Annotated in this window: 22 protein-coding genes; 9 read left to right on the forward strand and 13 right to left on the reverse strand. The window is 73.2% G+C overall.

Annotation, left to right across the window (positions count from 1 at the left end; all coding sequences use genetic code 11):
- Nucleotides 1–12: 12 nt before the first annotated feature.
- The 3 genes from QSK26_RS08085 to QSK26_RS08095 all read left to right on the forward strand — a co-directional run bounded on the left by QSK26_RS08085 (nucleotide 13) and on the right by QSK26_RS08095 (nucleotide 5,089).
- Nucleotides 13–1,047: an Rv2578c family radical SAM protein gene (locus QSK26_RS08085; protein WP_285774369.1), complete on the forward strand. Its 1,035-nt coding sequence runs from the start codon at nucleotides 13–15 to the stop codon at nucleotides 1,045–1,047.
- Between the two features lie 85 nt (nucleotides 1,048–1,132).
- Nucleotides 1,133–1,255, forward strand: coding sequence for a hypothetical protein (locus QSK26_RS08090; protein WP_285774370.1), 123 nt, complete (start codon nucleotides 1,133–1,135; stop codon nucleotides 1,253–1,255).
- A gap of 657 nt (nucleotides 1,256–1,912) precedes the next feature.
- A complete protein-coding gene (locus QSK26_RS08095; protein WP_502888684.1) occupies nucleotides 1,913–5,089 on the forward strand; it encodes a S41 family peptidase in 3,177 nt (1,058 codons plus the stop codon).
- Here QSK26_RS08095 and QSK26_RS08100 read toward each other — a convergent pair.
- Nucleotides 5,061–6,104, reverse strand: a complete 1,044-nt coding sequence (locus QSK26_RS08100; RefSeq protein WP_285774372.1) for a helix-turn-helix transcriptional regulator — start codon at nucleotides 6,102–6,104, stop codon at nucleotides 5,061–5,063. The two genes, QSK26_RS08095 and QSK26_RS08100, sit on opposite strands and share 29 nt — an antisense overlap.
- Before the next feature lie 65 nt (nucleotides 6,105–6,169).
- Between QSK26_RS08100 and QSK26_RS08105 the strand changes: the two genes are divergently transcribed.
- Nucleotides 6,170–6,910 (forward strand): alpha/beta fold hydrolase, encoded by a 741-nt coding sequence (locus QSK26_RS08105; RefSeq protein WP_285774373.1) that lies wholly within the window; start codon nucleotides 6,170–6,172, stop codon nucleotides 6,908–6,910.
- A 77-nt stretch (nucleotides 6,911–6,987) separates the two neighbouring features.
- Nucleotides 6,988–7,209, forward strand: a complete 222-nt coding sequence (locus tag QSK26_RS08110; RefSeq protein ID WP_285774374.1) for a hypothetical protein — start codon at nucleotides 6,988–6,990, stop codon at nucleotides 7,207–7,209.
- A gap of 387 nt (nucleotides 7,210–7,596) precedes the next feature.
- Here QSK26_RS08110 and QSK26_RS08115 read toward each other — a convergent pair whose 3' ends face one another.
- Nucleotides 7,597–9,282 carry an MFS transporter gene (locus QSK26_RS08115; RefSeq protein ID WP_285774375.1) on the reverse strand — a complete coding sequence of 562 codons (1,686 nt, stop codon included), beginning with the start codon at nucleotides 9,280–9,282 and terminating at the stop codon, nucleotides 7,597–7,599.
- Nucleotides 9,283–9,320: 38 nt separating this feature from the next.
- Between QSK26_RS08115 and QSK26_RS08120 the strand changes: the two genes are divergently transcribed.
- Nucleotides 9,321–9,893 (forward strand): CGNR zinc finger domain-containing protein, encoded by a 573-nt coding sequence (locus tag QSK26_RS08120; protein WP_285774376.1) that lies wholly within the window; start codon nucleotides 9,321–9,323, stop codon nucleotides 9,891–9,893.
- A gap of 25 nt (nucleotides 9,894–9,918) precedes the next feature.
- Here QSK26_RS08120 and QSK26_RS08125 read toward each other — a convergent pair whose 3' ends face one another.
- Nucleotides 9,919–10,458 carry a DinB family protein gene (locus QSK26_RS08125; protein ID WP_285774377.1) on the reverse strand — a complete coding sequence of 180 codons (540 nt, stop codon included), beginning with the start codon at nucleotides 10,456–10,458 and terminating at the stop codon, nucleotides 9,919–9,921.
- Nucleotides 10,459–10,700: 242 nt separating this feature from the next.
- The gene (locus QSK26_RS08130; RefSeq protein ID WP_285774378.1) at nucleotides 10,701–11,987 is read right to left on the reverse strand and encodes an SGNH/GDSL hydrolase family protein; all 1,287 of its coding nucleotides are present in this window, start codon (nucleotides 11,985–11,987) and stop codon (nucleotides 10,701–10,703) included.
- Between the two features lie 623 nt (nucleotides 11,988–12,610).
- Between QSK26_RS08130 and QSK26_RS08135 the strand changes: the two genes are divergently transcribed.
- Nucleotides 12,611–13,795 (forward strand): erythromycin esterase family protein, encoded by a 1,185-nt coding sequence (locus QSK26_RS08135; RefSeq protein ID WP_285774379.1) that lies wholly within the window; start codon nucleotides 12,611–12,613, stop codon nucleotides 13,793–13,795.
- A 112-nt stretch (nucleotides 13,796–13,907) separates the two neighbouring features.
- Here QSK26_RS08135 and ligA read toward each other — a convergent pair whose 3' ends face one another.
- A complete protein-coding gene (ligA, locus tag QSK26_RS08140; protein WP_285774380.1) occupies nucleotides 13,908–15,971 on the reverse strand; it encodes an NAD-dependent DNA ligase LigA in 2,064 nt (687 codons plus the stop codon).
- A 105-nt stretch (nucleotides 15,972–16,076) separates the two neighbouring features.
- Entirely contained in the window at nucleotides 16,077–17,288 is a 1,212-nt protein-coding gene (locus QSK26_RS08145; RefSeq protein WP_285774381.1) for an MFS transporter, read from the reverse strand.
- Between the two features lie 280 nt (nucleotides 17,289–17,568).
- Between QSK26_RS08145 and QSK26_RS08150 the strand changes: the two genes are divergently transcribed.
- Entirely contained in the window at nucleotides 17,569–18,324 is a 756-nt protein-coding gene (locus tag QSK26_RS08150) for a 3-keto-5-aminohexanoate cleavage protein (protein ID WP_285774382.1), read from the forward strand.
- Here the strand turns inward: QSK26_RS08150 and QSK26_RS42095 are convergent.
- Nucleotides 18,296–19,198 (reverse strand): aldo/keto reductase, encoded by a 903-nt coding sequence (locus tag QSK26_RS42095; protein ID WP_285774383.1) that lies wholly within the window; start codon nucleotides 19,196–19,198, stop codon nucleotides 18,296–18,298. The genes QSK26_RS08150 and QSK26_RS42095 overlap by 29 nt on opposite strands.
- A gap of 57 nt (nucleotides 19,199–19,255) precedes the next feature.
- A complete protein-coding gene (locus tag QSK26_RS08160) occupies nucleotides 19,256–20,122 on the reverse strand; it encodes an SGNH/GDSL hydrolase family protein (RefSeq protein ID WP_285774384.1) in 867 nt (288 codons plus the stop codon).
- 175 nt (nucleotides 20,123–20,297) lie between these two features.
- Here QSK26_RS08160 and QSK26_RS08165 point away from each other — a divergent pair, with 175 nt between their 5' ends.
- On the forward strand, nucleotides 20,298–21,536 hold the full coding sequence (locus tag QSK26_RS08165; RefSeq protein WP_285774385.1) for an isochorismate synthase: 1,239 nt from the start codon (nucleotides 20,298–20,300) through the stop codon (nucleotides 21,534–21,536).
- Nucleotides 21,537–21,553: 17 nt separating this feature from the next.
- On the opposite strand, the gene QSK26_RS08170 is transcribed toward QSK26_RS08165, so the two are convergent.
- The 5 genes from QSK26_RS08170 to QSK26_RS08190 form a co-directional block, all read right to left on the reverse strand.
- Nucleotides 21,554–22,186 carry a DedA family protein gene (locus QSK26_RS08170; protein ID WP_285774660.1) on the reverse strand — a complete coding sequence of 211 codons (633 nt, stop codon included), beginning with the start codon at nucleotides 22,184–22,186 and terminating at the stop codon, nucleotides 21,554–21,556.
- Nucleotides 22,187–22,361: 175 nt separating this feature from the next.
- Complete coding sequence (locus QSK26_RS08175) at nucleotides 22,362–23,018, reverse strand: IMPACT family protein (RefSeq protein ID WP_285774386.1); 657 nt, start codon at nucleotides 23,016–23,018, stop codon at nucleotides 22,362–22,364.
- Nucleotides 23,019–23,059: 41 nt separating this feature from the next.
- The gene (locus tag QSK26_RS08180; RefSeq protein WP_285774387.1) at nucleotides 23,060–23,842 is read right to left on the reverse strand and encodes an ATP-binding cassette domain-containing protein; all 783 of its coding nucleotides are present in this window, start codon (nucleotides 23,840–23,842) and stop codon (nucleotides 23,060–23,062) included.
- Nucleotides 23,839–24,873, reverse strand: coding sequence for an ABC transporter permease (locus QSK26_RS08185; RefSeq protein ID WP_285774388.1), 1,035 nt, complete (start codon nucleotides 24,871–24,873; stop codon nucleotides 23,839–23,841). The genes QSK26_RS08180 and QSK26_RS08185 overlap by 4 nt, the downstream gene beginning before the upstream one ends.
- The gene (locus tag QSK26_RS08190) at nucleotides 24,870–25,850 is read right to left on the reverse strand and encodes a sugar ABC transporter substrate-binding protein (RefSeq protein WP_285774389.1); all 981 of its coding nucleotides are present in this window, start codon (nucleotides 25,848–25,850) and stop codon (nucleotides 24,870–24,872) included. The genes QSK26_RS08185 and QSK26_RS08190 overlap by 4 nt, the downstream gene beginning before the upstream one ends.
- Nucleotides 25,851–25,885 lie beyond the last annotated feature (35 nt).

Consider the following 25,885-nt stretch of genomic DNA (forward strand, 5'->3'; position numbering starts at 1 on the left):
TCCAATCAAGTGATGCGCTGGGACAATCTCCGACTGACCGACACCGGCCGGACAGGCTCCGCCACTCCCCTGTTCTCCAGGGGGGCGATCACCCGCACCTTCGACATGCCCGAGTTCCGCGGGATCACCTTCCACGAGGTGCACGCGCGGTCGATCATCAACCGGGTGCCCGGCGCCGCCCGGGTGCCCTTCGAGTGGACGATCAACCCCTACCGCGGCTGCACCCACGCCTGCGTCTACTGTTTCGCCAGGAAGACGCACGAATACCTCGACCTCGACGCCGGGCGCGACTTCGACTCGCAGGTCGTGGTGAAGGTCAACGCGCCGGAGCTGGCCCGCAGGGAGCTGTCCGCGCCCCGCTGGGCCGGTCACCACATCGCGATGGGCACCAACGTCGACTGTTACCAGCGGGCCGAGGGGCGTTACGGGCTCATGCGGGGGATCCTGGCGGCGCTGCGCGACGCGGGCAACCCGTTCTCCATCCTGACCAAGGGCTCGCTGATCCTGCGCGACCTAGACCTGCTGACCCAGGCGGCCGAGGTCACCGAGGTGGGCACGGCGGTGTCGGTCGGCTTCCTGGACGAGGAGCTGTGGCGGTCGGTCGAGCCGGGCACGCCGAGCCCGCGCAAGCGCCTTGCGGTCTGCGCAACGCTGGGCGAGCACGGCCTGCCCTGCGGGGTGCTCATGGCGCCGATCCTGCCCTACCTCACCGACTCGCCCCGCGCCCTGGACGCCGCGGTGCGCCAGATCGCGGCGGCGGGGGCGGCCAGCGTCAGCCCCATCGTGCTGCACCTGCGCCCGGGGGCCCGCGAGTGGTTCCTCGCCTGGCTCGGCCGCGAGCACCCCGCCCTGCTCCCCCGCTACCGCGAGCTGTACGGCAACGGCTCCTACGCGGCCAAGTCCTACCAGGAGCGGATCGGCGGCCTGGTCAAGGAGCTGGCCGAGCGGCACGGCGTGGGCCGCTCCGCCCCCGCGCGGGTACGGCGGATCCGCCGCGTCCCCCGGCCCCCGGAGCCGCCACCCGGCGAGCAGCTCACCCTGCTCTGAGCCCTCCGGCGGATCGGGTGGTGACGGACCGCCGATAGGGGTATTAACCGCCTTGTCATCACAAACCATGACATAAGGGGGGATCATGGGCGATACAGGTAAGAAACCTACTAAGTCGGCTAAGGCGAAGAAGGCCGCTATCAAGGCGACACGTTCCGCCAAACAGGCCAAGAAGGAAGAAGAGAAGCGTCCTCCGATCGTGGAGTGACCGGCCGTCACGGCCCTCCTCCGACCGGAGGACAACCACCGTCACGGCCACGCCGTACGACGATCCCGCCCGGCGGCCCCACGGCCGCCGCGGCCCCCACCACCTCCGGCCGCGCGGCCCTGGCGACGCCTGTCCCGGTACGCTGCCCGGCGCCCCGGCCCCCTCCGCAACCCACCGCGGTACGGCACGCGAAAACCCTCGTACGGTGCGCGGACACCCCGGCACAGCGGCCGGGCACCCCGGCACGGCGTGCGGACACCTTGGCACGGTGCCGTAGGACCCTCCGCACGGCGGGTTGGCCTTCCCCGGAGTTCCCCAGAGAGCAACGCAGGCCCTTGGAGTCGAAAGATCACTCCCCGTTGCCCCCGCACACCTTGGCGGCGCCCTCAAGGATCAGCCGCGGGTCTGCCCCGGCGGCGTTCGCCCGGCACGGATCGGATCGCGGCGGGGTGGCGTGGATGCCGGCAGTGTGGAGCCGGGTGGCCGGTGCGGGACCGGAGGGGTGGGAGCCTGGGCATGGCTCTGTGCGGGAGGTCGGTGGGCCGTTCGCCTGCGTTCGGGGGGCGTGTCCGGGGGATCGGCGTTCGGCTCGGGCGTGACGCTGGGGAGACGGAGGTGAACAATGGAGGCGCGATCACGCCAACGGGGAGGGACACGATGTCGGCCTACTTCCGCTTTCCGACGATATTTCATGACGTGGTGGTTTTCGCGGCGGAAGATGATCTATGGATGGTGCCCGCCTCCGGAGGGTGGGCCTTCCGGCTGACCGCGGGCGTCGCCGAGGCCGGATATCCCCGTTTCTCCCCGCGCGGCGACCACATCGCCTTCGCCGGCCGTGAAGAGGGCCCGGAAGAGGTCTACGTGATGCCCGCCGACGGCGGCGCCGCCACCCGGGTGACCTTCCACGGCGCCCGTTCGACCGTCACCACCTGGCACGGCGACGACATCGTCTACGCCAGCGACGCCGGCCAGCCGTTCAACGGCTACCGGTGGCTGCACCGGGTCGCGCCCGGCCAGGGCGGCCCGCCCGAGCGCATGCCGTACGGGCCGGCCAACACTGTCACCCACGGACCCGGCGGGGAGATCGTGCTCGGCCGCAACACCGCCGACCCGGCCCGCTGGAAGCGCTACCGCGGCGGCACCGTCGGGGACCTGTGGATCGACCCGAGCGGCGGGGGCGAGTTCCGGCGGCTGATCGCGCTGCCCGGCAACCTCGCCTCGCCGTGCTGGGCCGGGGACCGGGTCTACTTCCTGTCCGACCACGAGGGCATCGGCAACGTCTACTCCTGCACGGCGGACGGCGGCGACCTGCGCAGGCACACCGACCACGCCGACTATTACGCCCGCAACCTCTCCGGCGACGGCGCCCGCCTCACCTACCACGCGGGCGGCGAGCTCTACGTCCTCGACCCGGCGCAGGGCGAGCCGCGGAAGCTGGAGGTGCGGCTGCGCAGCTCGCGCACCCAGCGCAACCGCCGCTTCGTGCCCGCCTCGCGCTACCTCGACAGCGCCACCGTGAACCCGGACGGCAGCGGCCTCGCGATCACCACTCGCGGCAAGGCGTACTCCTTCGCCGCCTGGGAGGGGCCGGTCCGCCAGCACGGCGAGCCGGACGGCGTCCGCTACCGGCTGCTGACCTGGTTCAACGACGGCGAGCGGCTCATCGCGGCGGCCAGCGACGAAGGCGACCGTGAGGTGCTGGTCGTCCTCACCGCGGACGGCAGCGCCGCCCCGGTCCGGCTGGACGCGCTCGACACCGGCCGGGCCATCGCGCTGGAACCCTCGCCGAAGCACGACCGTTTCGCCCTCGCCAACCATCGCAACGAGTTGCTCGTCGTCGACCTCACTAGCGATCCCCGGGCCACCGTCGTCGAGACGAGCAGGTTCGGCCGCGTCGAGGATCCCGCCTGGTCGCCGGACGGCCGCTGGCTCGCCTACGCCTGCCCGGAGAACGCGCACAGCACCGCCATCAAGCTGCACGACACGGAGAACGGCCAGACGTTCGCCGCCACCCGCCCGGTCCTGAACGACAGCAGCCCGTCCTTCGACCCCGAGGGCCGCTACCTCTACTTCATCGGCCAGCGGGACTTCACACCGGTGCACGACTCGCTCCAGTTCGACCTGGGTTTCCCGCTGGGCGGCCGGCCGTACGCGATCGCACTGCGGCCGGATGTCGGCTCGCCGTTCATCCCGGAGGCCCGGCCTCTCGCCAAGAAAGAGGACAAGGACGACGAGGGGGAGGAGAACGACACCCTCGTCATCGAGACCGAAGGGCTGGACCGCCGGGTCATCGCCTTCCCGGTGCCCGAGCGCCGCTATTCGCAGATCGCCGGCATCAAGGGCAAGGTGCTGTTCACCTCCTTCCCGGTCGCCGCGGACGAGGACGACGACGACTCCGACGACGACTCCGGCATCCTGCACCTCTACGACTTCGACAAGCAGGCCGCGGAGAACCTCGCCTCCGGCGTCGCCCACTTCCGGCTCGGCCGTGACGGCACCACCCTCCTCTACCGCTCCGGCCGCCGGCTCCGCCTGGTCAAGGCGGGTGAGGAGCCGAGCGACCGGGACAACACCACCCGCTCCGACGGCTGGATCGACCTCACCCGGGTCAAGGTCTCGGTCCGCCCGGAGGCCGAGTGGCGGCAGATGTTCCGCGAGGCCTGGCGGTTGCAGCGCGAGCACTTCTGGACCGAGGACATGGCCGGGGTGGACTGGGAGGGCGTCTACCGGCGCTACCTGCCGCTGGTGGACACCATCACCACCCGCGGCGAGTTCTCCGACCTGCTGTGGGAGCTGCTGGGCGAGCTGGGCACCTCGCACGCCTACGAGATGGGCGGCGAATACCGTCCCCGCCCGCACTACTGGCAGGGCAAGCTCGGTGTCGACTGGGCCTACGAGGACGGCGTCTACCGCATCGCCGCCATCTCCGACGGCGACCCGTGGGACCCGGACGCGACCTCCCCGCTCAACCGCCTCGGCGCCGGCCTGCGCGCCGGGGACGCCGTCCTCGCCGTCAACGGCCAGCCCATCGGCCCCCAGGCGACCCCGGGCGAGCGCCTCGTCAACCAGGCCGACCAGGAGGTTCAGCTCACCGTGCGGCGGGACGAGGACACCAGGACGGTGACCGTGAAGGCGCTGTCCGACGAGCGGCCGGCCCGCTACCGCGACTGGGTCAACGCCAACCGGGCGCGCACCCACGAACGCACCGGCGGGCGGGTCGGCTACCTGCACATCCCGAACATGGGCGTCGAAGGCTACGCGGAGTTCCACCGGGGCTACCTCACCGAGCACGACCGGGAGGCGCTGATCGTGGACGTCCGGTTCAACGGCGGCGGCAACGTCTCCGCGCTGCTGCTGGAGAAGCTCGCCCGGCGGCGCATCGGCTACGACTTCCCCCGCTGGGGCGTGCCCACCCCCTATCCGCCGGAGTCGCCGCGCGGCGTGCTCGTCGCCCTGACCAACGAGTGGGCGGGCTCGGACGGCGACATCTTCAGCCACACCTTCAAACTGCTCGGCCTCGGCCCGCTGGTCGGCAAGCGCACCTGGGGCGGCGTGATCGGCATCTGGCCGCGGCACCGCCTCGCCGACGGCACCGTGACGACCCAGCCGGAGTTCTCCTTCGCCTTCGACGACGTCGGCTGGCGGGTGGAGAACTACGGCACCGATCCCGACGTCGACGTCGACATCACGCCCCAGGACTACGCCGCGGGCATCGACACCCAGCTGGACAAGGCCATCGAGATCACCCTCGAACGCCTGGCGATGTACCCGCCGCACACGCCCAACCCGGCCGACCGCCCCCGTCTCACCGTCCCCCGTCTCCCTCCCCGCTGACCTCCGGCACCCCGGCGGCGTGCGGAGGCACCCCGGCGGCGTGCGGAGGCGCGCCGCCGCCGCGCTCCGCCGACTCCAGCAGGCGCGCCGCCAGCGCCCGCACCTCCGCGCGCAGCTCCGCGGGCTCCAGCACGGTGAACGGCCAGCCCAGGCCGGCGAGGAGCTGCGCCATGCCGTCCAGCCGGTCCGCCCGCATCCGGAGCAGCACCCCGCCCTCGGTCTCGGTCAGCTCCCCCACCGACGGCGGGATCCGCCGCCGCGCCCGCTCCGCCTCCGTGTGCAGCACCACCTCCACCCGATGCGCGTACGGCACCGCCGACAGTCCCGCGAGCACCTGGGCCACCGGGTCGAACTCCCCCGGCACGGCGAACTCCTCCTCGCCCACCTCGACGGACACCACCCGGTCCACCCGGAACGTCCGCACCTCGCCCCGCCGGTGGTCGTGCCCGGTGACGTACCACCGGCCGGAGTGGAGGACCAGCCCGTAGGGGTCCAGGTCGCGCTCGCCGGCCGCGCCGCCGAAGGACCGGTAGCCGAGCCGCACCCGGCGCCGGCGACGGGCCGCCTCCGCGAGCGGCAGCAGCATGCCGGCCCGTGGCGCCGCCCTGCCGCCGGTCCCGCCCGAGGTCACCTCCACCGTCTCCGCCAGCGCCAGGACCCGCTCGCGCAGCGCCACGGGGAGCACCCGCTGAAGCTTGGCCAGCGCGCTCTCCGTCGCCGCCTCGCCCACCGCCAGGCCGGTACGCCGCCCCGCCATCAGGCCCAGCACCACCGCCGCCGCCTCGTCGTCGCCGAACATCAACGGCGGCAGCCGGTACCCGGGCAGCAACCGGTAACCGCCGTAACGCCCGCGCTCGGCCTCTACTGGCACCCCCAGCTCGGCCAGCCGTACGGCATAGCGGCGCACGGTGCGCTCGTCCACCTCCAGCCTGGCGGCGAGCTCCGGCCCGGTGAGCCCCGGGCGGGCCTGGAGCAGTTCGAGCAGAGCGAGCACCCGGGTCACCGGATGTGACATGGATCACCTTTTCGACGGCTTTTATCCGGGCGGGTCCTGTCCGGATTCGTCGCTAGGTTACGGGCATGAGCACATACGTACTGGTCCCCGGTTTCTGGCTCGGCTCCTGGGCATGGGACGAGGTCGCCGAGCCGCTGCGCGCGGCGGGCCACGAGGTCCACACGGTCACCCTCACCGGACTCGCCGAGCGGGCGCACCTCGGCGGCGCGGGCACGGACCTCGAGACACACATCGCCGACCTCGTCGGGCTGATCCACGACGAGGACCTGCGGGACGTGATCCTCGTCGGCCACAGCGGCGCCATGGGGGCCGTGACCGGCGCGGCCGACCGCTTCCCCGAGCGGATCGCCAGGGTCGTGTTCGTCGACAGCGGCCCGCAGCCCGACGGCGCCTCCTGGATGGACTTCAACCCGCCGGAGTGGCGCGCCCACCTCCTGCGGCGCATCGAGGAGCAGGGCGAGGGCGTCTGGCATCCCTTCCTGCCGTGGGCGGAGCAGGCGGAGAGCGGCGTCAGCCTGGAAGGGCTCGGCGAGGCCGTCCTCGCCCGCGTCCAGGCACGGGCGACCGCGCAGCCGGCCGGCATGCTCACCCAGCCGCTCAAGCGGACCGGCGGCTTCGACCGGCTGCCCAAGACGCTGCTCGCCTGCTCCTTCCCGCTGGACCAGGTGCGCGCGATGATCGACTCCGGTCATCCGTTCTTCGCCGAGATGGCCGGGCCGGAATGGACCTTCCTCGCGCTGCCCACCGGGCACTGGCCGATGTTCTCCCGTCCGCAGGAGACGGCCGAGCTGCTCGCGTCGCTCTGACGCGATCGCGTACGGGCGCGGCAAAGGATCGGGAGATCACCGCGGGCGACGCGGCCGGCGGTCCCTAGCATGACGGCGTGGACATCGACGAAACCAACCTCGCTGTATCGGTGATCGCCTCCGCGGTCGCGCTGGGCGCCCTGTGGGAGGCGCGCAGGTCCCGGCGCACCATGCCGGTGCCGGTGCCCGTGCCGGACAAGCCGGCCACGGAGGCGGCGCGCCCCGAGCACACCACCGACCGCCCGCTGCGGATCGCCGCCAAGCCGGAACGCGGCAAGATCGAAGTCGCCTGGATGTGACCCGCGGTCAGCGGGGCGGCGACACCAGGCCCGCCCCGCAGGCGATCCGCACACCTCGTCCGCTACATCACGTTCCCACCCCACGGCGACACGACAGCGCGACCGACGCCGTGCCCCTACGGAAGCGCGGCCATGCAGGACGCGCACGACGGGCCGACCATGCGGTACACGCACGGCGGGCTGGCCGCGCGGTACGCGCACGGCAGGCCGGCCACGCAGTACGCGCACGGCGGGCTGGCCATGGGGATAGGCGCACGGCGGGCCGACCAAGCGGTACACGCACGGCAGGCCGGCCTCGCAGTACGCGCACGGCGGGCTGGCCATGCGGGTAGGCGCACGGCGGACCGGCCACGCAGTACGCGCGCGTCAGTTCCGGTGGCACCGCGCTCAGCCGGCAGGGCGCGGTGTGCGGGCGGCGCGGCTTCGCCGTACGCGCACGGCCAGGGTGATCGCGGCGAAGGTCAGCGCGGCGAGTAGTTCGAGTCCGGCGGCGGTGAGGAGCGCGCCGGGGAGCGACCACGTGGCGACCTGTCCGGCGAGCCCGGCGCCGAGCGCGAAGCCGGTGATCTTCAGGCTGGCGCCGGTGGTGAAGATCTGACCGCGCAGCCGTTCCGGGGCCTCCCGATGCCGGACCGCGAACAGCGCCGTGAGCTGCGGCCCCTCCGCCACCCCCGCGACCACCATGGCAAGCAAGAGCAGAACCGGCCGCCCACTCGCCGCAAGCAGCATCGCAACGGCCAGCACGACGGTGCTGCACCAGATGACGGCATCGGGCCGCCCCCCAGACCGCACCCCAGACCGCGCGCCGGACCGCGCGCCGGGCTCCGTGCCGGGCTCCGTGCCGGACCGTGCGTCGGGCCTGGCGCCGGGCCGCGCGTCGGGCCGCGCGTCGGAGTGTAGGCGCGACCGTGTGCCGGAACGTGCGTGCCGCCGTGTGCCCGAACGTGGGCGCGGTCGTGTGCCGGAACGCATGTCAGGGCGGGTGCCCGTAGGCGTCGCGTGCGGGCGGCGGGCGAGTACGGCGTTGGCCGCCAGTGCCGAGGCGGCGACGAGGGACAGCAGGACCGCCCCCTGCCCGGGGCCGCCGAGCACCGTCTCCCCGAGAAGGGGAGCGCAGGTGACCAGCATGCCCGCGCCCGCACTTGAGATCACCGAGGCGACGGTCGCCCGCGCCAGCGACGGGCTACGCGCCAGCGCGCGGAACCCCGCGACGAGATCCCCGGCGACCGCCGCGACCGCTGAACGGCCCAGCCGCGAGCGACCACAGGACGACGTCACCCGCGCGTACGGATGACCGGCGACACCGGGCTGAGACCGCGCCGAAGACGCCAAGGGCAACGGTTGCGCTGAGAAGGAATCGGGCTGAACGTCAGCCGCGCGGGGAAGGGCCGGAGGCCGGCCGGAGGGCGAAGCGGACCGGGGCAGGCCCGCAGAGTTACCGAGGAGCGGACGGGTCGAGGACGTGGCGGGGGGTGGCAGGGCGGGAGGGGTGGTGGGGGGCGGGTGGGGTGAGGGGGTGGTGGGGAGGGGCCAGGCTGCGGGGGCGGCGAGGGAGATGAGGGCGATGGCGAAGGCCACGGCGGTCGGTGCTCCGGACAGGGTCGCGAGTGCGCCGGCGAGGGCCGGGCCCGCCAGGCCGGCGGCGTCGAAGGTGGCGGCGTCGAGCGCGTTCGCCCTGGGCAGGCGTTCCGGCGGGACCAGGCGGGGCAACTGGGCGGTCCAGCCGCCGGACAGCGCCGGTCCCAGCAGGCCGGCGAACACCGCGATGAGTACCGTGCAGACGAACGGGACGCGGCCGAGAGTGACGAGGATCGCGGCCAGCGCCGCCGCGTAGAGCGCGAGCGCCACGGCCAGCAGGCGACCGGGGCTCGCCGACCTGTCGAGGAGGGCGCCGAACAACGGACCGCCCACCGCCGCCGCCACCATGATGCCCGCCAGCAGCGCCGACGCCGACGCGGCCGACCCGGTGACCGCGAGCCCGGCCAGCAGCAACGCGGGCCCCGACATCTCGTCTCCGGTACGAGCCGCCGTCGCCCCGGCGAGATACGCCCACATCCCGTAACGCTTTACCATCTGGATAACGTTACGCAGGTAACTCAAACTTTCGCGAGATGCGTTACATTGCCCTGGTGTCGCACCCGAACGACGACTGGTCCACCCGGCACTCGGTGTCGGCCACCGCCCGGCGCACCGTCGCCCTGGTCAACGCCCTGACCGGTGAGCAGCCGGAGGCCGGCGAGATCGCCGCCGTGCTGCGCGAGTACGGCGAAACCGGCCCGGTCGAGCTCACCGCGCGCGACGTCGAGGGGATGCGCGCCGCGGCCCGGCTGCTGCGCGAGGTGTTCGCCGCCGAGCACGTCGACGTGGCCGCTGCCACGCTGAACCGCCTCCTGCTGGAGAGCACCGGCCCGGTCCGCCTCACCTCGCACGCGGGGCTGACCCCCTGGCATCCGCATCTCGACGGCGACGACGACGCGCCGTGGGACGAGTGGTTCCTCGCCTCGTCCTGCATGGCGCTCGCCGTACTGATCTGGGATCGGCAGCGCCCGCCCGGCGGCCTCTGCGCCTCACCCGGCTGCCGGAACGTCTACCTCACCCAGGGCAGCGGCCCGGCCCGCCGCTTCTGCTCCCGCCGCTGCGCCACCCGGGAGAGAGTGGCCGCCCACCGCCGCGCCCGCGCCTGACCCGCCCCCGTGGGCGACGCCGGGGTCACGGCCAGCAGACCACCGTGTAACCGTCCAGGACGGTGAGCCGGTCGGACGTGGGCGCGGGCGGGAGGTCGTGGCCGAGGTCGCGCTCGCGTACCTCGCCGATCCACTGGTCGTGCTGGTACTCGTGGTTGATCAGGGCGACGAGCAGCGTCTGGGCGACCATGCCGAGCTGGGCCGGCGCGCCGACACGGCCTTCGCGGATCGCGCCCAGCCGCGCGTGCACGCGTTCGGCGACGGTGCTCCGGAAGGCCGCCAGCCGGTTCAGATCGGGCAGTTCGCCGCGGGCCTTCTCGGGGGTGGCGGAGTCCATGAGCCCGTCCAGCGCGGGATCCGGGCTCGGCTCGGCTGCGGTGAGATTGCGGACCATGAAATGTGCCACGTGCGCCTGGTGGCCGAGATGCCAGCCGATGGCGCTGGACTCCTCGCTGGGCCGCCAGCGCACCTCCTCCGGGCTGAGGTCACGCCACAGGCTGTCGGTGAACGCGCGGGCGCGGTCGTACTCCGCGAGCAGTTCGGCGATCTCGGCGGCAGGGCTCATCGATGCTCCTAGGGGAGGAAGGGGACGATCGACCCCATCTTCCCAGCCGTACCGGTCCGCGACCCAACCCGCCGGCGCGCTCCGGATGCCCCTGGGACGGCCGGTGCAGCGCCCCGGCTGGGCAAAAAGGCTCCCAGCTCAGCCGGGGAAGGCGACGATCTCGGCGAGGATGCGCGGGTGAGGCACCGGGAAAGCCGTAGCCCCGGCACCGGGAAGGCGGTGCCGGGGCTACGGCGGAGAGGTCAGAGCAGGCTGAGCCGTACGGCGCGGGCGATGGCCTTCATGCCCGCGTCGCTGGGGTGCAGAGCGTCGCCGCCGTCGTAGGCGGGGAGCAGGGCCTTGGGGTGGTCCGGGTCGGCGAGCACCCGGTCCAGGTCCACCACCGCGTCGTACTCGCCGCTGCGCCGCATCCAGTCGTTGAACTCGACGCGGACCTTCTCGTTGCCTGCCGAGTGGTAGTACGCGTTGCCCTCGTTCGGCGGCAGCGTGGCACCGATGATCTTCACGCCGTGGGCGCGCGCCGCCCGGATCAGGCCGCGGTGGCCTTCGATGAGCTCGCGGGCGCCGATCTCCGGCGGGGCGCCGCAGCCGACGTCGAAGCCGTCCAGGGCGATGTCGTTGATGCCGATCAGCACGATGGCGGTGCGGACCCCGGGCTGGTCGAGCACGTCTCGCTTGAAGCGGTGGACGCCGGCGTCGCCGTTGAGGCACGGGGAGTCGGTGAGGAGCATGTTGCCGTTCAGCCCGGCGTTGAGCACGCCGCCCGCCGCCCCGGCGGCCGTCCGCCGCTCGGCGAGCTCGTCCGGGTAGCGGTTGTCCGCGCCGGGGGTGGAGGCGGCGCCGTCGGTGATGGAGTCGCCGAAGGCCACCACGACACCCGGCGCCCGGCGCGGCCCCCCGGTGACGTCCACCCCGGCGAGGTAGTACCACGACTGGCTGGTCTCCCCGCCGAACGCGCCCGCCGCATGATCGAAGCGCCGGTCCCCGGCGGCGCGGTAGCTGGTGGTGAGGCCGCCCGCGTGGAAGGTCGCGGGCCCGGTGGGCCGCGCGAAGTAGAGGGTGACGGTCAGCTTCTCCAGAGGCGAGGTCGTGAGGGGAACGGCGTCGGAGGCGAGGGTACGGCCGGGCGGAACGGTCACGGAGGCCGAACGGCCGAAGGTCAGCGGCCGTAAGGTACCCGGCCGGACAGCGGCGCCGTCGCCCGCCTTCCCGACGGTCGCCCCGGTGAGCCGGAGCGGGGCGGCGCCGTACAGGTTCGACAGCCGGACGCGGACCCCGGTGCCGCCGGCGCTGACCCGGACCACCTGGCGCACCGACTCGGCGGCGAACCCCTCGGTGGACCAGTTGGGACCCGTCAGCTCGTTCGCCACGGGCCGTTGCAGAGCCGTCGACCACACGCCTGACCAGCTCTCCCGCCCACCCCCGCCGGTCACGGCACCGGCCGGCGCGCCGGTCGCCGCCACAGCCGTAACCGCCGTCGCCGCGGCGAGCAGGGACGTCAGAAGAGTCGCGAATCGGGGAGCGAGCACGGGGGGCGTCCTTCCGGAGTAGGAGGTATGAAAAAAAGCTTGTACGTAAAAATCAAGTTTGTCAATCACGCTGGAGCACAGCCGAGCGGTTGGTGGCGTCAGCAGCCCGATGCGATCGACGGCCGACGGCGACAGCCACGGCGACCGCGACGGCGACCGCGACGGCGACCGCGATGGTCAAGGCAACGGCGTGTTCTGCGGGTTCCCCGGAGCGTGCGCGGGAGTTGCCGCCATCCGGCGTTCGATGCGGGCCGATCGCCCAAGGGCCGGGGCCTGTAACGGCTCACCCGCTCTGCGCCGGCGACCGGCGAGTCGGTCCCACTTCGCGACGCATGCCGGTGAAGTCCCCGACCGGTCATGAGGCGGCGGCGTACGGCCGTAGCTTGCGGCCGTAGCTTGCGGCCGTAGCTTGCGGCCGTAGCTTGCGGCCGTAGCTTGCGGCCGTAGCTTGCGGCCGTAGCTTGCGGCCGTAGCTTGCCTCGTGGTTGCGCACCGCGTGCGTGGCCAGGCTGTGCCCGCGCGTCAGATCGATCGGCCGCACCCCCATTTGAGGGTACGTCCACGTCAGCAGCGGGAAACGCCACCAAAGCTTACACAGAAGGTTCAACGATACCGTTGAGCACGTGATCCCCTCGATCCAGGACGCCGCCCGCCCCTTCACCGGCGGCGCCCTCACCGCGCTTCTGCCGCCCGCCACCCGCCTGCTCGGCCTCGGCGAGCCGACCCACGGCGTCGAAGCCTTCCCCGAACTCCGCAACGAGCTCTTCCACCACCTCGTCGAGCACGCGGGCTACCGCTCGATCGCGATGGAGAGCGACTGCCTGGCGGCCATGGTCGCCGACGCGTACGTGACCGACGGCATCGGGACCCTCGACGACGCGATGCGCTGCGGCTTCAGCCACGGCTTCGGCGCCTCACCCGCCAACCGCGAGCTTCTGCGCTGGATGCGCGCCCACAACGAGGGGCGTCCCGCACCGGAGCGGCTCCGTTTCTACGGCTTCGACGGCCCCTTGGAGATAACCGGCCCGGCCAGCCCCCGCCCCGCCCTGACCACACTGCACGACTACCTCGCCGCCCACCTCGACCTGGCCGGGAGCCGCGAGACCCTCGACGAGCTGCTCGGTCCCGACGAACGCTGGACCAACCCGGCCGCCGTCATGGACCCCACCCAGTCCGTCGGCCGTACCTCCGAGGCCGGGGAACTGCGCCTGATCGCCGACGACCTGCGCGCGCTGCTCACCTCGCACGCCCCGCACCTGACGTCCGTCACCTCCCCCGACGCCGTCTGGCGCGCCGACCTGCACGCCCGCACCGCCGCCGGGCTCCTGCGCTACCACGCCGGCATGGCCGACACCGCGCCCACCCGCGCCGACGCGCTCATGGGGCTACGCGACGCGATGATGGCCGACAACCTCGACGCCATCGTCCGTCGCGAGGCCCGTCGCGGCCCCACCCTCGCCTTCGCCGGCAACCGCCACCTACAGCGCGACGAAAGTCACCTCCAACTCGCCGACCTGCCGCTCCGGTGGTGGAGCGCCGGCGCCATCGCCGCCACCCGCCTCGGCGACCAGTACGCCTTCGCCGCCACCACCTTCGGCACCCGTGGCTCCGACGTCCCCCATCCCGACACCCTCGAAGGGCTGTTGTCGACCCTCCCGCACGCCCGCGCCGTCATCGACCCCGGCCGCCTCGCCGCGGCCCTCGACCGGAAGCTCACGCCGCGCGTCCCGGCCGACCACACCTATCTCCCCCTCGACCCGGCCACCACCGGCCAGGCCGATGCCATCATCTTCGTCAGGGAGATCTGAGCCGCCCCGATGGCCGGGTGTCCACTGACGGCTGTTCCATCAGGGGACCCCGACCCCGGCTCGTCCTTTCCCCGTCAGCGCTCCGGGGGGCACGCGCGCCGAGGCGCCTCCGTCAGATGAACGGCTCGACCAGGGCGGCGAACTCCTCCGGGTCCACGATCCGCACGCCCAGGCCCTCGGCCTTGGTCCGCTTGGAGCCCGCCTTCTCTCCCGCGACCAGCATCGACGTCTTGGCCGAGACGCTGGAAGAAGCCTTCCCGCCGGCGCGCTCGATCAGCTCGTTCATCTCGGTGCGGGTCAGCTCCTCCAGGGGGCCGCTCATCGCGCCGGTCACCACGACGGACATGCCGGCCAGCGGCAGGTCGGCGGCGCCCTCGGGGGCCGCTTCGGGCGGGGTCCAGCCCGGCTCGGTCATGGAGACGCCGGCCTTGACGAGCTTGTCGATCAGGTCGGCCAGCTCGGCCAGCTCCGCCACCACCACCGGGGCCTTCTCCGGGCCGATGCCCTCGACGGCCTGGATGGCCTCGGCGTCGGCCGCGCGGATCGCCTCCATGCTGCCGAAGTGGCGGGCGATGCGGCGGCTCATCGAACGGCCGGTGCCGCGCACGCCCAGCGCGCAGAACACCCGGCTGAGCGGCTGGGTCTTGGCCCGCTCGAAGGCGGCGAGCAGATTGTCGGTGCTGACCTCGCCCATCCGCTCCAGCCCCAGCAACTGGTCGCGGGTCAGGTAGAACAGGTCGGCGAAGTCGTTGATCAAGCCGGCGTTCAGCAGTTGGAGGATGCGGTTTTCCGCCAGGCCCTCGATGTCGAGCTGGTCGCGGCCCGCGGCGTAGCTGATAGAGGCGATCAGGCGGCAGGCACGGCCGCGCACGCACCGCCAGCGCTCCTGGGAGACGTCGATGCCGTCGCCGCAGGACGGGCAGACCTGCGGGATCTCGATCGGCCGCTCCTCGCCGGTGCGCAGGCTCACCACAGGGGCCTCGATCCTGGGGATCACGTCGCCCGCCTTGTAGACGACCACGCTGTCGCCGAGCATCAGGCCCCTGCGCCGGATGTCCGCGACGTTGTGCAGCGTCGCGTAGGTGACGACGCTGCCGTCGAGCTCGACCGGCTCCAGCACCGCACGGGGAGCGATGACGCCGGTGCGCCCGGTGTTCCACTCGACGGCGAGCAGCTTGGTGATCTTTTCGACGGCGGGCAGCTTGTAGGCGATCGCCCAGCGCGGCGCACGCGAGCTGAACCCGGCCTGCGCCTGGTCGGCCGCCAGATCGCACTTGATCACGATGCCGTCGATGCCGAACGGCAGCCCGGCCCGCTTGGCGGCGATCTGCTCGACGCGCTCCTGCACCTGCTCCAGGGTCACCGCGACGATGCCGCCGACCTCCGTCACGGCCGGGGTCTGCACGCCCTGCGCGGCGACCCACGCCATGACCTCGCTGTGCGGCAGCTCGCGCAGCCGCACCGCCGCCTCGGACGTGTCGTCGGGATGCGGCAGGGCGCCGTAGCCGAAGAACGTCAGCTCGCACACGTAGGGCCGGTCCTGGGCGCGCAGCGTGCCCGCGGCGGCGCTGCGCGGGTTGGCGAACGTGGTGCCGTCGTGCGCCTGCCGCTTGGCGCACGCCTCCTCGAACTGCGCCGCGGTCATCATCACCTCGCCGCGCAGCTCCACCGTGACCGGCTCGGCCAGCCGGGCGGGCAGCCCGACGATGGTGCCGATCGCGTGGCTCACGTCCTCCCCCGCGGTGCCGTCGCCCCGGGTCACCAGCTGCGCCAGCCTGCCGCCGCGATATCGGGCGGTGATCGCGAGCCCGTCGAGCTTGGGCTCCACGCTCCACGACGTGACCGGGCGGCCCAGCCTGCGCTCCAGGGACGCGGCCCAGTCGGCGAGCTGCTCGGCGCCGAAGACGTTGTCGAGGCTCAGCATGGGAACGGTGTGCGGGACGTCGCCGACCACCGCGCCGCCCGCGACCTTGCCCGTCGGGGAGGTGCTCAGCACCTCACCGGGATGGGCCTCCTCATAGGCGGCGATGCCGCGCACCAGCCGGTCGTAGGCGTCGTCGTCGAGCGTGGAGGTGCCGTCGCCGTAGTAGGCCGCGGCGGCGTCGAGCGCGAGTTGCACGGCCTCGCCATATGCGGCGGCGTCGGCGAGGCTGGTGATCGGAGGCGTGTCACTCATGGTCACATCATGCCTTCCGCCACCGACAATTCCAGGGGCCCGGCCGGCGGGTCAACGGCTGGTCGAGCGGCGGACCCGGCGGATGGCGTGACGGCACGGCGGACTTCACTCCGCGTGACCGCCCTCCCGCCTGACGACGGGCAGGAAGGCGACCAGGGCGACCGTGACGGCGATGGCGTCGAGGACGCAGACGCCGAGCCAGCCGTGCGCGGCGTAGACGGCCGTCCCGGCGGCGGAGCCGACGGAGCCGCCGACGAACGCCGACGCCATGCAGAGCGTGTTCACCCGGCTGCGCGCGTCGGGCCGGTCGGCGAAGATGCGGTTCTGGTGGCAGACCTGACCCGACTGCATGCCCGCCGTCAGGGCGAGCACGCCGACCGCCAGGCCCGCGACCGTGGTGCCCGCGCCGGTGAGGATCACGACCGCGGCGCCCGAGATCAGCAGGGCCGCGGCCGTGACGGCGACCGGGCCGTGCCGGTCGATCCGGCGCCCGGCGACCGGGGTGAGCAGGGCCGCGGCCAGCCCCGCCGCCCCGAACAGCCCGGCCGCGCCGGTGGACCAGCCGAACCGCGGCCCGGTCAGGTACAACGCGAGCACCGTCCAGGTGGCACTGAACGCCAGGAACACGCACAGCTGCAACAGGCACGCCTGCCGGAGCACGGGCTGACGCCGGAACAGACCGGGCAGACCGGCCAGCAGCCGGGGATAGGGCATCGGCGACCCGATCGGCCTGGCGGTCAGCGCGGGACGCAGCAGCACGGCGGTGATCGCCACCAGCACGGCCGCGGTCGCGTAGGCCGCCCGCCAGCCGGCGAGCTGCGCGATCAGCGAGCCGAGCAGCCGACTGCCGAAGATGCCGCCCATCAGCCCGGTGACCAGCATGGCGACGACCCGGCCCGCCTGCCGGGGATGTGCCAGATGGCTCGCCAGCGGCAGCAGAATCTGCGGCACCACGGCGAACACCCCGGCGAGCAGCGTGGCCAGCGCGAGCAGCGGCGCGGTGGGCGCGACGGCCCCGGCCGCCATGCAGGCCGCGGTCGCGGACAACAGCGTGGTGACCAGCCGCCGCGGCCCGGCGAGGTCGCCGAGCGGCACCAGGAACACGATCCCCACGGCGTACCCGAGCTGGGCCGAGGTGGCGATCAGTCCCCCGCCGCCCGCGGCGACACGCGGATCGGCCGCCATCAGCCCGAGGAGCGGCTGGGGCAGGTAGACGTTCCCCACGGCGACGCCGCAGGCGACCGCGAACAGCAGCGCGGTGCCCCTGCTCAGCGAACCGGTCCGCACCACCGGGATGGACGCGATGACTCGGGACATGAAGACCCCTTGTCGGACAATAGTACAAAATGGCACCGCCCCAACCGGTAGCACCTCCACCCGCCACCCCGCGATGTCCGGGTCTCATCCCGCGGCCCGTAGATCCGGCCGGTCAATCGGCCTTACATCCGCCCCGCACGTCCGACGCGCACGTCCGACGCGCACGTCCGACGCGGACATCGGCGGGGCGTCCGGGGCGCATGGACGGACATCCGGCCGGTCGGTGGCCGAAAATGGTGGGGAACCGGACGACGACGCGAACATCCGCAGGGGGTGTCGGATGCTGTTGAAAGCCTGCCTCAACGGGAGCCGGGCGGTGGGCGACCATCCGCTGCTTCCCGTGACGCCGGGCGAGCTGGCCGCCGACGCTTCTGCCGTACGGCTGGCCGGAGCGCAGGCCGTGCACGTCCATCCGCGTGACGCGGGCGGGCGGGAGTCGCTGGCGGCCGGCGACATCGGCGCGGCCGTGGCGGCGATCCGCGCGGCGTCCCCCGGGCTTCCCGTCGGCGTCTCGACCGGCCTGTGGATCACCGGCGGGGACGTGCCCGGCAGGCTGGACGCGGTCCGCGCGTGGGCCGGACTGGCCGCGGGCGCCCGGCCGGACTTCGCCTCGGTCAACCTCTCCGAGCCAGGGTTCGGCGATCTCGCCCTGGCGCTGCTGGAGGCGGGCATCGGGGTCGAGGCGGGGGTGTGGTCGCCGCAGGACGCCGTCGAGCTGGCCGGATCGGGGCTGGCCGAGCGGGTGCTGCGCGTCCTCGTCGAGGTGATCGACCCGCCGCCCGGCGAGGCGCTGCCCCGCGCCGCCGCCGTCATCGGCCGCCTGGACGACCTGGGCCTGTCCGCCCCCCGGCTGCTGCACGGCGAAGGACGGGCCGCCTGGCCGCTCCTCGCCGAGGCCGCCCGGCGGAACCTCGCGACCAGGATCGGCCTGGAGGACACGCTCCTCCTCCCCGACAGCCGCCCGGCCCCCGGAAACGCCGCCCTCGTCCGGCTGGCCCGGGCCGGCTTCACCCCCCACCCACCCCATACGACGTGAGAAAGGGGCGAACCGCCCGGGAGCCACACGGAAAGGGGCTAACCGCCCGGAAGCCTCGCGAAAGGGGGCGAGGCCGACAGGGCGGGGTCAGGACGACAGGGCGTCGATGGCGGAGATGTCGTCCTTGTCGAGGGAGAAGCCGAAGAGGTCGAAGTTCTCCTCGATGCGGGCGCGGTGCGACGACTTGGGGATCATGACGATGCCGTGTTCGAGATGCCAGCGCAGGACGACCTGGGCGGGCGTCACGCCGTGCCGGGACGCGATTTCGGTCAGGACGGGGGGCGCGCAGGTCGGTCTCCTTGAGGGAGCTGTATCCCTCCACGGCCACGCCGCGGTCGCGGTGCTCGGCCAGCAGCGCGGCGTCGTGCCCGGACGGGCTCCACGGGATCTGGTTGACCGCCGGTGCCCGTCCGGTCGGGCCGGTCACCCTGTCGATCTGGGCCGGGCTGTAGTTGCTCACCCCGACCGCCCGCGCGAGACCGGACTCCTGGACGGCGAGGAACTCCTCCCACGTGCGCACCAGCTCGTCGCGCCCGGGCGGCCAGTGCACCAGCCACAGGTCCACGTAGTCGGTGCCGAGGTCGTCCAGGCTCCGGCGGATCGTCTCCCGCACCCGGCCGACGTTCCCCGGCGGCAGCTTCGTGGTCACGAAGACGTCGCCGCGGTCCAGCCCGCTGTCCCGCAGCGCCCGGCCGACCTCCGTCTCGTTCGCGTACATGGTCGCCGTGTCGATGTGCCGGTAGCCGACCTCCAGCGCGGCCAGGGTGGCCTCGTAAGCCTGGCGCCCCCGCAACTGCCATGTGCCGAAGCCGAGCAGCGGCATGTCGACGTCGCCGCCCAGCGGCACTGTGGAACCCTCGTGTAGTCCAGCCATCCCCCCATTGTCCCCACCGCCCGCCGGCGCCGGCGGGCGGGGCGACGGGGCCGGCCGTCACAGGAGCGGCACGGGCTCCTCGGCGGGGTCGGGGGTGAACCAGTCGGCGACCCTGGCGAAGGTGCGGTCGGCGATGGCGCGCTGCCCCTGGACGTTGGGGTGGAAGTAGTCCCACTTGCTGATGTGGTCCATGGTGAAGGGGTAGGAGAAGACCGCCCCCCCGTCGTAACGGCAGGCGGGGCCGTACGCCGCGCACGCCTGGGCGAGCACCGAGTTGTAGCCGATGACCCGCTTGCGGACCCGGTCGCGGCGCGCCCGGTCGGCCTCGGCCATCGAGGTGGGCTGGGCGAGCAGCGACTGGCACAGCCTGCCTATCCGCCAGAAGCCGCGCGCCAGCGCGTTGTCCTTGCCCGCCGCCCACAGCCGCTTCACGTCGGGGACGCTGGCGATGAACACCCGTGTCTCCGGCAGGCCCTGCCGCAGCACGCCGAGCGCCTCCTCGATGTTCCTGCGGTAGGCGGACAGCGAGGTCATCAGGCCCTCCTCGCGGGCGCACACGTCGTTGGCGCCGATGAGGATGGTCACGTAGTCGGCGCCCCGCTGGACCGCCTGGCGCGCCTGGCCGGCCAGGTCGGCGCTCACGGCCCCGGGTCTGGCCAGGTTGAGGTTGCGCCCGTCGATGGGCGCGTCCGCCCGCCTGATACGCAGGTAGTGGCTGTCCACGTCGATGTGGTCACCTGCCGACCACGAGCGTGATGTACACGAGACGAACCATCCGCACACGTTGAACCCTGCGCTGATGGAGTCCCCGAGCGCGGCCATGTCCTCCGGCCGCCAGGTCGAGGCCGCGGCCTGCCCCGGAACCAGGCAGGTCGCTGAGACGATGGCGGCACCCGCGAAAGCGGCGACCGACGTGCGAACCATGACACCTCCGAACGAGATCTCTTCCCGACTCGGGTGTATCACTGCGAAGCCGTCAGGTGACGGAGGGTAACCGAGCGCCTTGGTTTCCTTGACAGGGAATTGGCACTGTGCTGCGCTCTCGCCACATCCCTTGCGAGACAGGGCCGCCATCGAACACGTTCAGTTTCCGCCTAGCATGGGTCGAGTGAGTGTCGCGCTGGGATTGACCCGTCCTTTAATGGTTCGCACCGTGCCCATCGCGGACCCGGGTGATCTGCTCGCACGCCTGCCCGAGCCCGCGCCGTACGCCTGGATCAGGCACGGTGAGGGGATGGCGGCGTGGGGCGAGGCCGCCAGGGCCGCGGTGCCGCCGGGCGCGGACCGGTTCGCCTGGGCGCGCGACTGGCTCGGTCACGTGCTCGGCGAGGCGGACATCGACGACGAGGTGCGCACGCCCGGGACCGGGCCCGTCGCCTTCGGCTCCTTCACCTTCGACCCCGACTCGCCGGGGTCGGTGCTGGTCGTCCCCAAGATCCTCTTCGGCCGCCGCGGCGGTCGCGCCTGGCTGACCACGATCGGCGACACCTCGCTCGACGTGGTCTCCCCGCTGCGCGACCCCGGCACGATCCTGTACGGCGACGGCGGCCTGACCGCCCCCGAGTGGACGCACGCGGTGGCCCGCGCGGTGGAGCGGATCCGCGCCGGCGAGCTGGAGAAGGTCGTGCTCGCCCGCGATCTCGAGGTCTTCGCCGAGCACCCGATCGACGTCCGGCTGCTGCTCACCCGGCTGGCCCGCCGCTATCCGGAGTGCTACACGTTCTCCTGCGCGGGGCTGGTCGGGGCCACGCCCGAGCTGCTGGTCCGGCACACCGGGGAGGCGATCGAGTCCCTGGTGCTCGCGGGCACCATCGCCCGCGGCGCGTCGCCCGCCGACGACACGGCCCGCGGCGCCGCGCTGCTCGCCTCGGACAAGGACCGGCACGAGCACGCCTGCGCGGTGGAGTCGGTCCGCGACGCGCTGGCCCCGCTGTGCAAGGAGCTGACCGTGCCGCACCGGCCGGAGCTGCTCGTGCTGCCCAACGTGCAGCATCTCGCGAGCCCGGTCAGCGGGCGGCTGTCGGAGGGCGCGTCCGTGCTCGACGTGGTGGCGGCCATGCATCCGACGGCGGCGGTCGGCGGCACCCCCACCGCCACGGCGCTGACCCTGATCAGGGAGCTGGAGGGGATGGACCGCGCGGGATACGCCGGGCCGGTCGGCTGGATCGACGCGCGCGGCGACGGCGAGTGGGGCATCGCGCTGCGCTGCGGCCGGGTCGGGGGCGACCGGGCCCGGTTGTTCGCCGGGGCCGGGATCATGGCTGACTCCGTCCCGTCCGCCGAGCTGGCCGAGGCCCAGGCGAAGTTCCGGGTGATGCAGTACGCCCTGGAGGGCTGAGCCGGCCGGTGCGGCGGTCAGGAGCGCTCCGGGTTCCGGCGCTCGTCGCGGCCGTCGCCGCTATCCCGGTGCCGCCCGGTCCTCCGCTCCCGGGTGAGCCTCGTCACCACGAACCACACCACGGCCAGCACGCACCCGCCGAGCACGATCCTGGACAGGATGCCGGCATATTGCTCGACCAGGGTCCAGTTCTCACCCAGCAAGTAGCCGGCCATCACGAAGACGGTGTTCCAGATGAGGCTGCCCAGGGTGGTGAACAGCACGAACGTGCCGATCGGCATGCGCTCGACGCCGGCGGGCACGGAGATGAGGCTGCGGAAGATCGGCACCATGCGGCCGAAGAAGACCGTCTTCTTCCCGTGCCGGGCGAACCACGCCTCGGCCCGCTCGATGTCGCCGATCTTCACCAGCGGCAGCTTCGAGGCCAGGGCGATGGTGCGGTCGCGGCCGAGCAGCGCGCCGATCCCGTAGAGCGCCAGCGCGCCGACGACCGAGCCGACGGTGGTCCACAGCACCGCGCCCCACAGGCTGATGTCCCCCCGGCTCGCGGCGAACCCGGCCAGCGGCAGGATCACCTCACTGGGCAGCGGCGGGAAGAGGTTCTCCAGCGCGATCGCGATGCCGGCGCCGATCTCGCCGAGAGACTCCATCAGGCCGATCGCCCAGCCGGCGATCCCGTCGGGTTCCGCGGGGGCCGCGGTCAGAGAAGTCAAGGTGTCGGGCATCCGTCCGTGTGAGGCGTACGTGTCCATGCCGTCCCGGGTGCGGGGGGCGGCGGGCGCCGTGGCCGCGCCCCGGGGGCCTCTGCCCGGCGAGCGCGCACTCTCACGTCGCCCGGTCCGGAACGAAGACCGTGTCGCCCGGCTCGACCCGGGCCCGTCCGGCGGTGACGGTGGCGACCCACTCGCGGAACCGGCCGAGCTCCTCCTCGCCGACCGCCGCCCGCACCGTGACATCCGCCCCGTAACCGACCTCGCGCACCTCGTACGGCGAGGCGCGCATGTCGTTCTCCAGCCGGCCGGCGTGCGCGTGCCCGATGGCCACGGCCATCAGGCGGGCCGGGACCATCCTGACCACGGCGCCCGTCTCGGCGGCGAGGTCGAGCGTCTCCCCCACGGACCTGCCGTAGGCGCGCACCAGGCCGCCCGCGCCCAGCAGGACGCCGCCGAAGTGCCGGGTGACCACGGCGGCGACGTCGCTGAAGCCGCGCCGGGTGAGCGTCTCCAGCATCGGGGTGCCCGCGGTGCCGCCCGGCTCGCCGTCGTCGTCGCCCCGCTGGACCCGCCGGTCGCCGCCGAGCACGTAGGCCGAGCAGTGGTGCGTGGCGTCGGGGGCGAGCCGGCGACGCCCTTCGACGAACGCCCGCGCCTCCTCCTCGGTCCCGACCCGGCGGATGGCGCACAGGAACCGCGAGCGCCGGACCTCCAGCTCGTGCTCCACGTCCGTGCCGTGGGTGTCGAAGGTGAGGTAAGAGCCGGCCATTCGATCAGCCTACCGGCCCAACGCCTTTACAAAGTAGATCGTCAGGTTTCCGAGGGGTTCGCGAGATCGTGGGCCAGTTGTTCGAGTTCGGCGCCTCCGGCCATGAGCGAGGTGAGCTCCTCCCTGGTGATGGCCGTTCTGGGGTACTCGCCCAGGCTCGCGCCGCGGTTGAGCAGCAGGAAGCGGTCGCCGACCGGGTGGGCGTGGTGCGGGTTGTGGGTGACGAAGACCACGCCGAGCCCCCGGTCGCGGGCGCGGACGACGTGGCGGAGCACCATCGCGGCCTGCCTGACGCCCAGCGCCGACGTCGGCTCGTCGAGGATCAGCACCCTGGCGCCGAAGTGCACGGCGCGGGCGATGGCGACGCACTGGCGCTCGCCTCCCGAGAGGGTGCCGACCGGCTGGTCCACGTCCCGGAGGTCGATGCCCATCGCGCGCAGTTCCTCCCGGGCCACCCGCCTGGCCCGGGCGACGTCGAAGCGGCGCAGCGGGCCGAGGCCGCGGGTGGGCTCGGAGCCGAGGAAGAAGTTCCGCCAGACCGACATCAGCGGGATCATCGCGAGATCCTGGTAGACGGTCGCGACGCCCCGGTCGAGCGCGTCCCTGGGGCCGGCCAGGCGCACCGGGGAGCCGTCCACGAGATACTCGCCGGTGTCCTGCCGGTGCACCCCGGACAGGATCTTGATGAGGGTCGACTTGCCCGCGCCGTTGTCGCCGAGGACGCAGGCGACCTCGCCGGCGGCGACCGTCAGCGACACGTCGCGCAGGGCGATCACGCCGCCGAAGACCTTGCCCACCTGTCGCAGTTCCAGCAGCGGGGTCAACGCCGCACCTCCTCCGCGTACCTGCGGACCAGGCGGTTGGCCAGGGTGGCGAGCAGCAGCATGCCGCCCAGGAAGAAGGTGAACCAGTCGGCGTCCCAGCCCGCGAAGACGATGCCCTTGTCCACCATGCCGAAGATCAGCGCGCCGATCGCGGCGCCGACGGCCGAGCCGTACCCGCCGGTGAGCAGGCAGCCGCCGATCACGGCCGCGACGATGTAGACGAACTCCTGGCCGATGCCCGCGTTGGCCTGCACCGAGGTGAGCCGCAGCGCGAGGATCGAGCCGACCAGCCAGGCGGCGACCGCGGTGGTCATGAACAGCGCGATCTTCGTGCGGTCGGCGGGCACCCCGGCGGCGCGGGCGGCCTGGGCGTCACCGCCGACCGCGAAGATCCAGTTTCCGGCGCGGGTGCGCATGAGGACCCAGGTGGCCAGCGCGGTGACGCCGATCCACCACAGGATCGCGACCCGGAACTCCGTGCCGCCGACGGTGAACGTCCCGGCGAGCGCCGAGCGGGCGGCCTCGAAGCCCTCGGCCCCGCGCAGCCCGCCGACCTGGACGGTGCCGGTGAGGGCCTTGGTGACGCCCAGGTTTAGCCCCTGCAGCATGAGGAGCGTGCCCAGCGTGACGATGAAGCTCGGCAGCCGGGTGCGCACCACGGCCAGGCCGTTGAGGAAGCCGACCAGCAGGGCGAGCGCCAGCGCGGCGAGCATCGCGGCCCACACGCTCCAGCCGTACCGGGTGGCCAGCGTGACCAGGACCAGGCCGACGGTGCCGGTGAGCACGCCCGCGGACAGGTCGAACTCGCCGCCGATCATCAGCAGCGCGATCGCCACCGCCATGATCCCGAGGGTGGCGGCCGGGTCGAGCCAGTTGGCCATGCCGGCCGCCGAGCGGAAGGTCGCCGACTGGCTCGCGAAGAAGGCGAAGACCGCGACCGCGCCGGCCACCGCGCCCAGTTCGGGGCGGATGAGCAGGCGGCGCGGCGCTCCGGCGGCGGCCACGCGCTCGTCCAGGGTGCCGGCCGTCATCGCGTGCCGTTCTCCGCCAGCCGGGCGACCTGGGCGGCGGTCTCCCTGGTGACGAAACCCGGACCGGTGTTGACCGGCAGGCCGCCGCCGACGGTGTTGAGATTCGTCCGGTGCAGGTGGAGGAAGGTGATCGGCAGCCAGCCCTGGAGGTACTGCTGCTGGTCGACGGCGAAGAGGATCTCACCGTCCCGCACGGCGGCGACCACGTCGGCCGACAGGTCGAAGGTGGCCAGCCTGGCCCGCGAGCCACTGTCGGCGATGGCGTCGCGGGCGGCGGCGGCGACGGCCGGGTTCAGCGTGAGCACCCCGTCGAGCGCGGTGTCCGCCTGGAGTCTCGCCATGATCTTGGAGGTGGCGTCCGCGAGGTTGCGGACGTCCACCTGGAGCCGCTCCACGGTGCCGCCGAGCCCCCGGCTCGCGCCGACGCACCGCTGGTCCAGGCCCACGTTGCCGGCCTCGTGGATGACGCACAGCAGCTTGGTCACGCCCTCGGCGCCGAGCTTCTCGCCCGCGCCGCGCCCGGCGACCTCCTCCGACTGGCCGACGTGGGTGATCGCGCCGAACTCCCTGGACCTCTCCGCCCCCGAGTTGATCGTGATGACCGGGATGCCGGCCGCGACCGCCTTGCCGACCGGCTCCCGCAGCGCGTCGGGGTTGGCCATCGACACCACGATGCCGTCCACCCGCCGGCTCACCGCCTGGTCGATGAGCTGGGCCTGCCGGGCGGGGTCGCCGTCGCCCTGGTAGCCCACGGTCACGCCGTACCGCGCGCCGGCCGCCTCCGCGCCGTTCTTCACCACGTCCCAGAAGGAGTCGCCGGCGGCGGCGTGCGTGATCACCGCGTACGTCCCGCCGGCCGCGCCGCCGGTGGGCGCCGCGCCGCCACCCTGTCCCCCGTCCTGTCCCCCGCCTGAGCAGCCGCCCAGCGCCAGCACGCCGAACAGCCCCGCCACGGCCGTCCATGTCCTTCGCCTCATCGGCACCTCCACGACGCCGGGAACCGGTCCCCCCG

The sequence above is a fragment of the Microtetraspora sp. NBRC 13810 genome (assembly GCF_030268685.1).
In the GTDB taxonomy this organism is placed as follows: domain Bacteria; phylum Actinomycetota; class Actinomycetes; order Streptosporangiales; family Streptosporangiaceae; genus BSRQ01.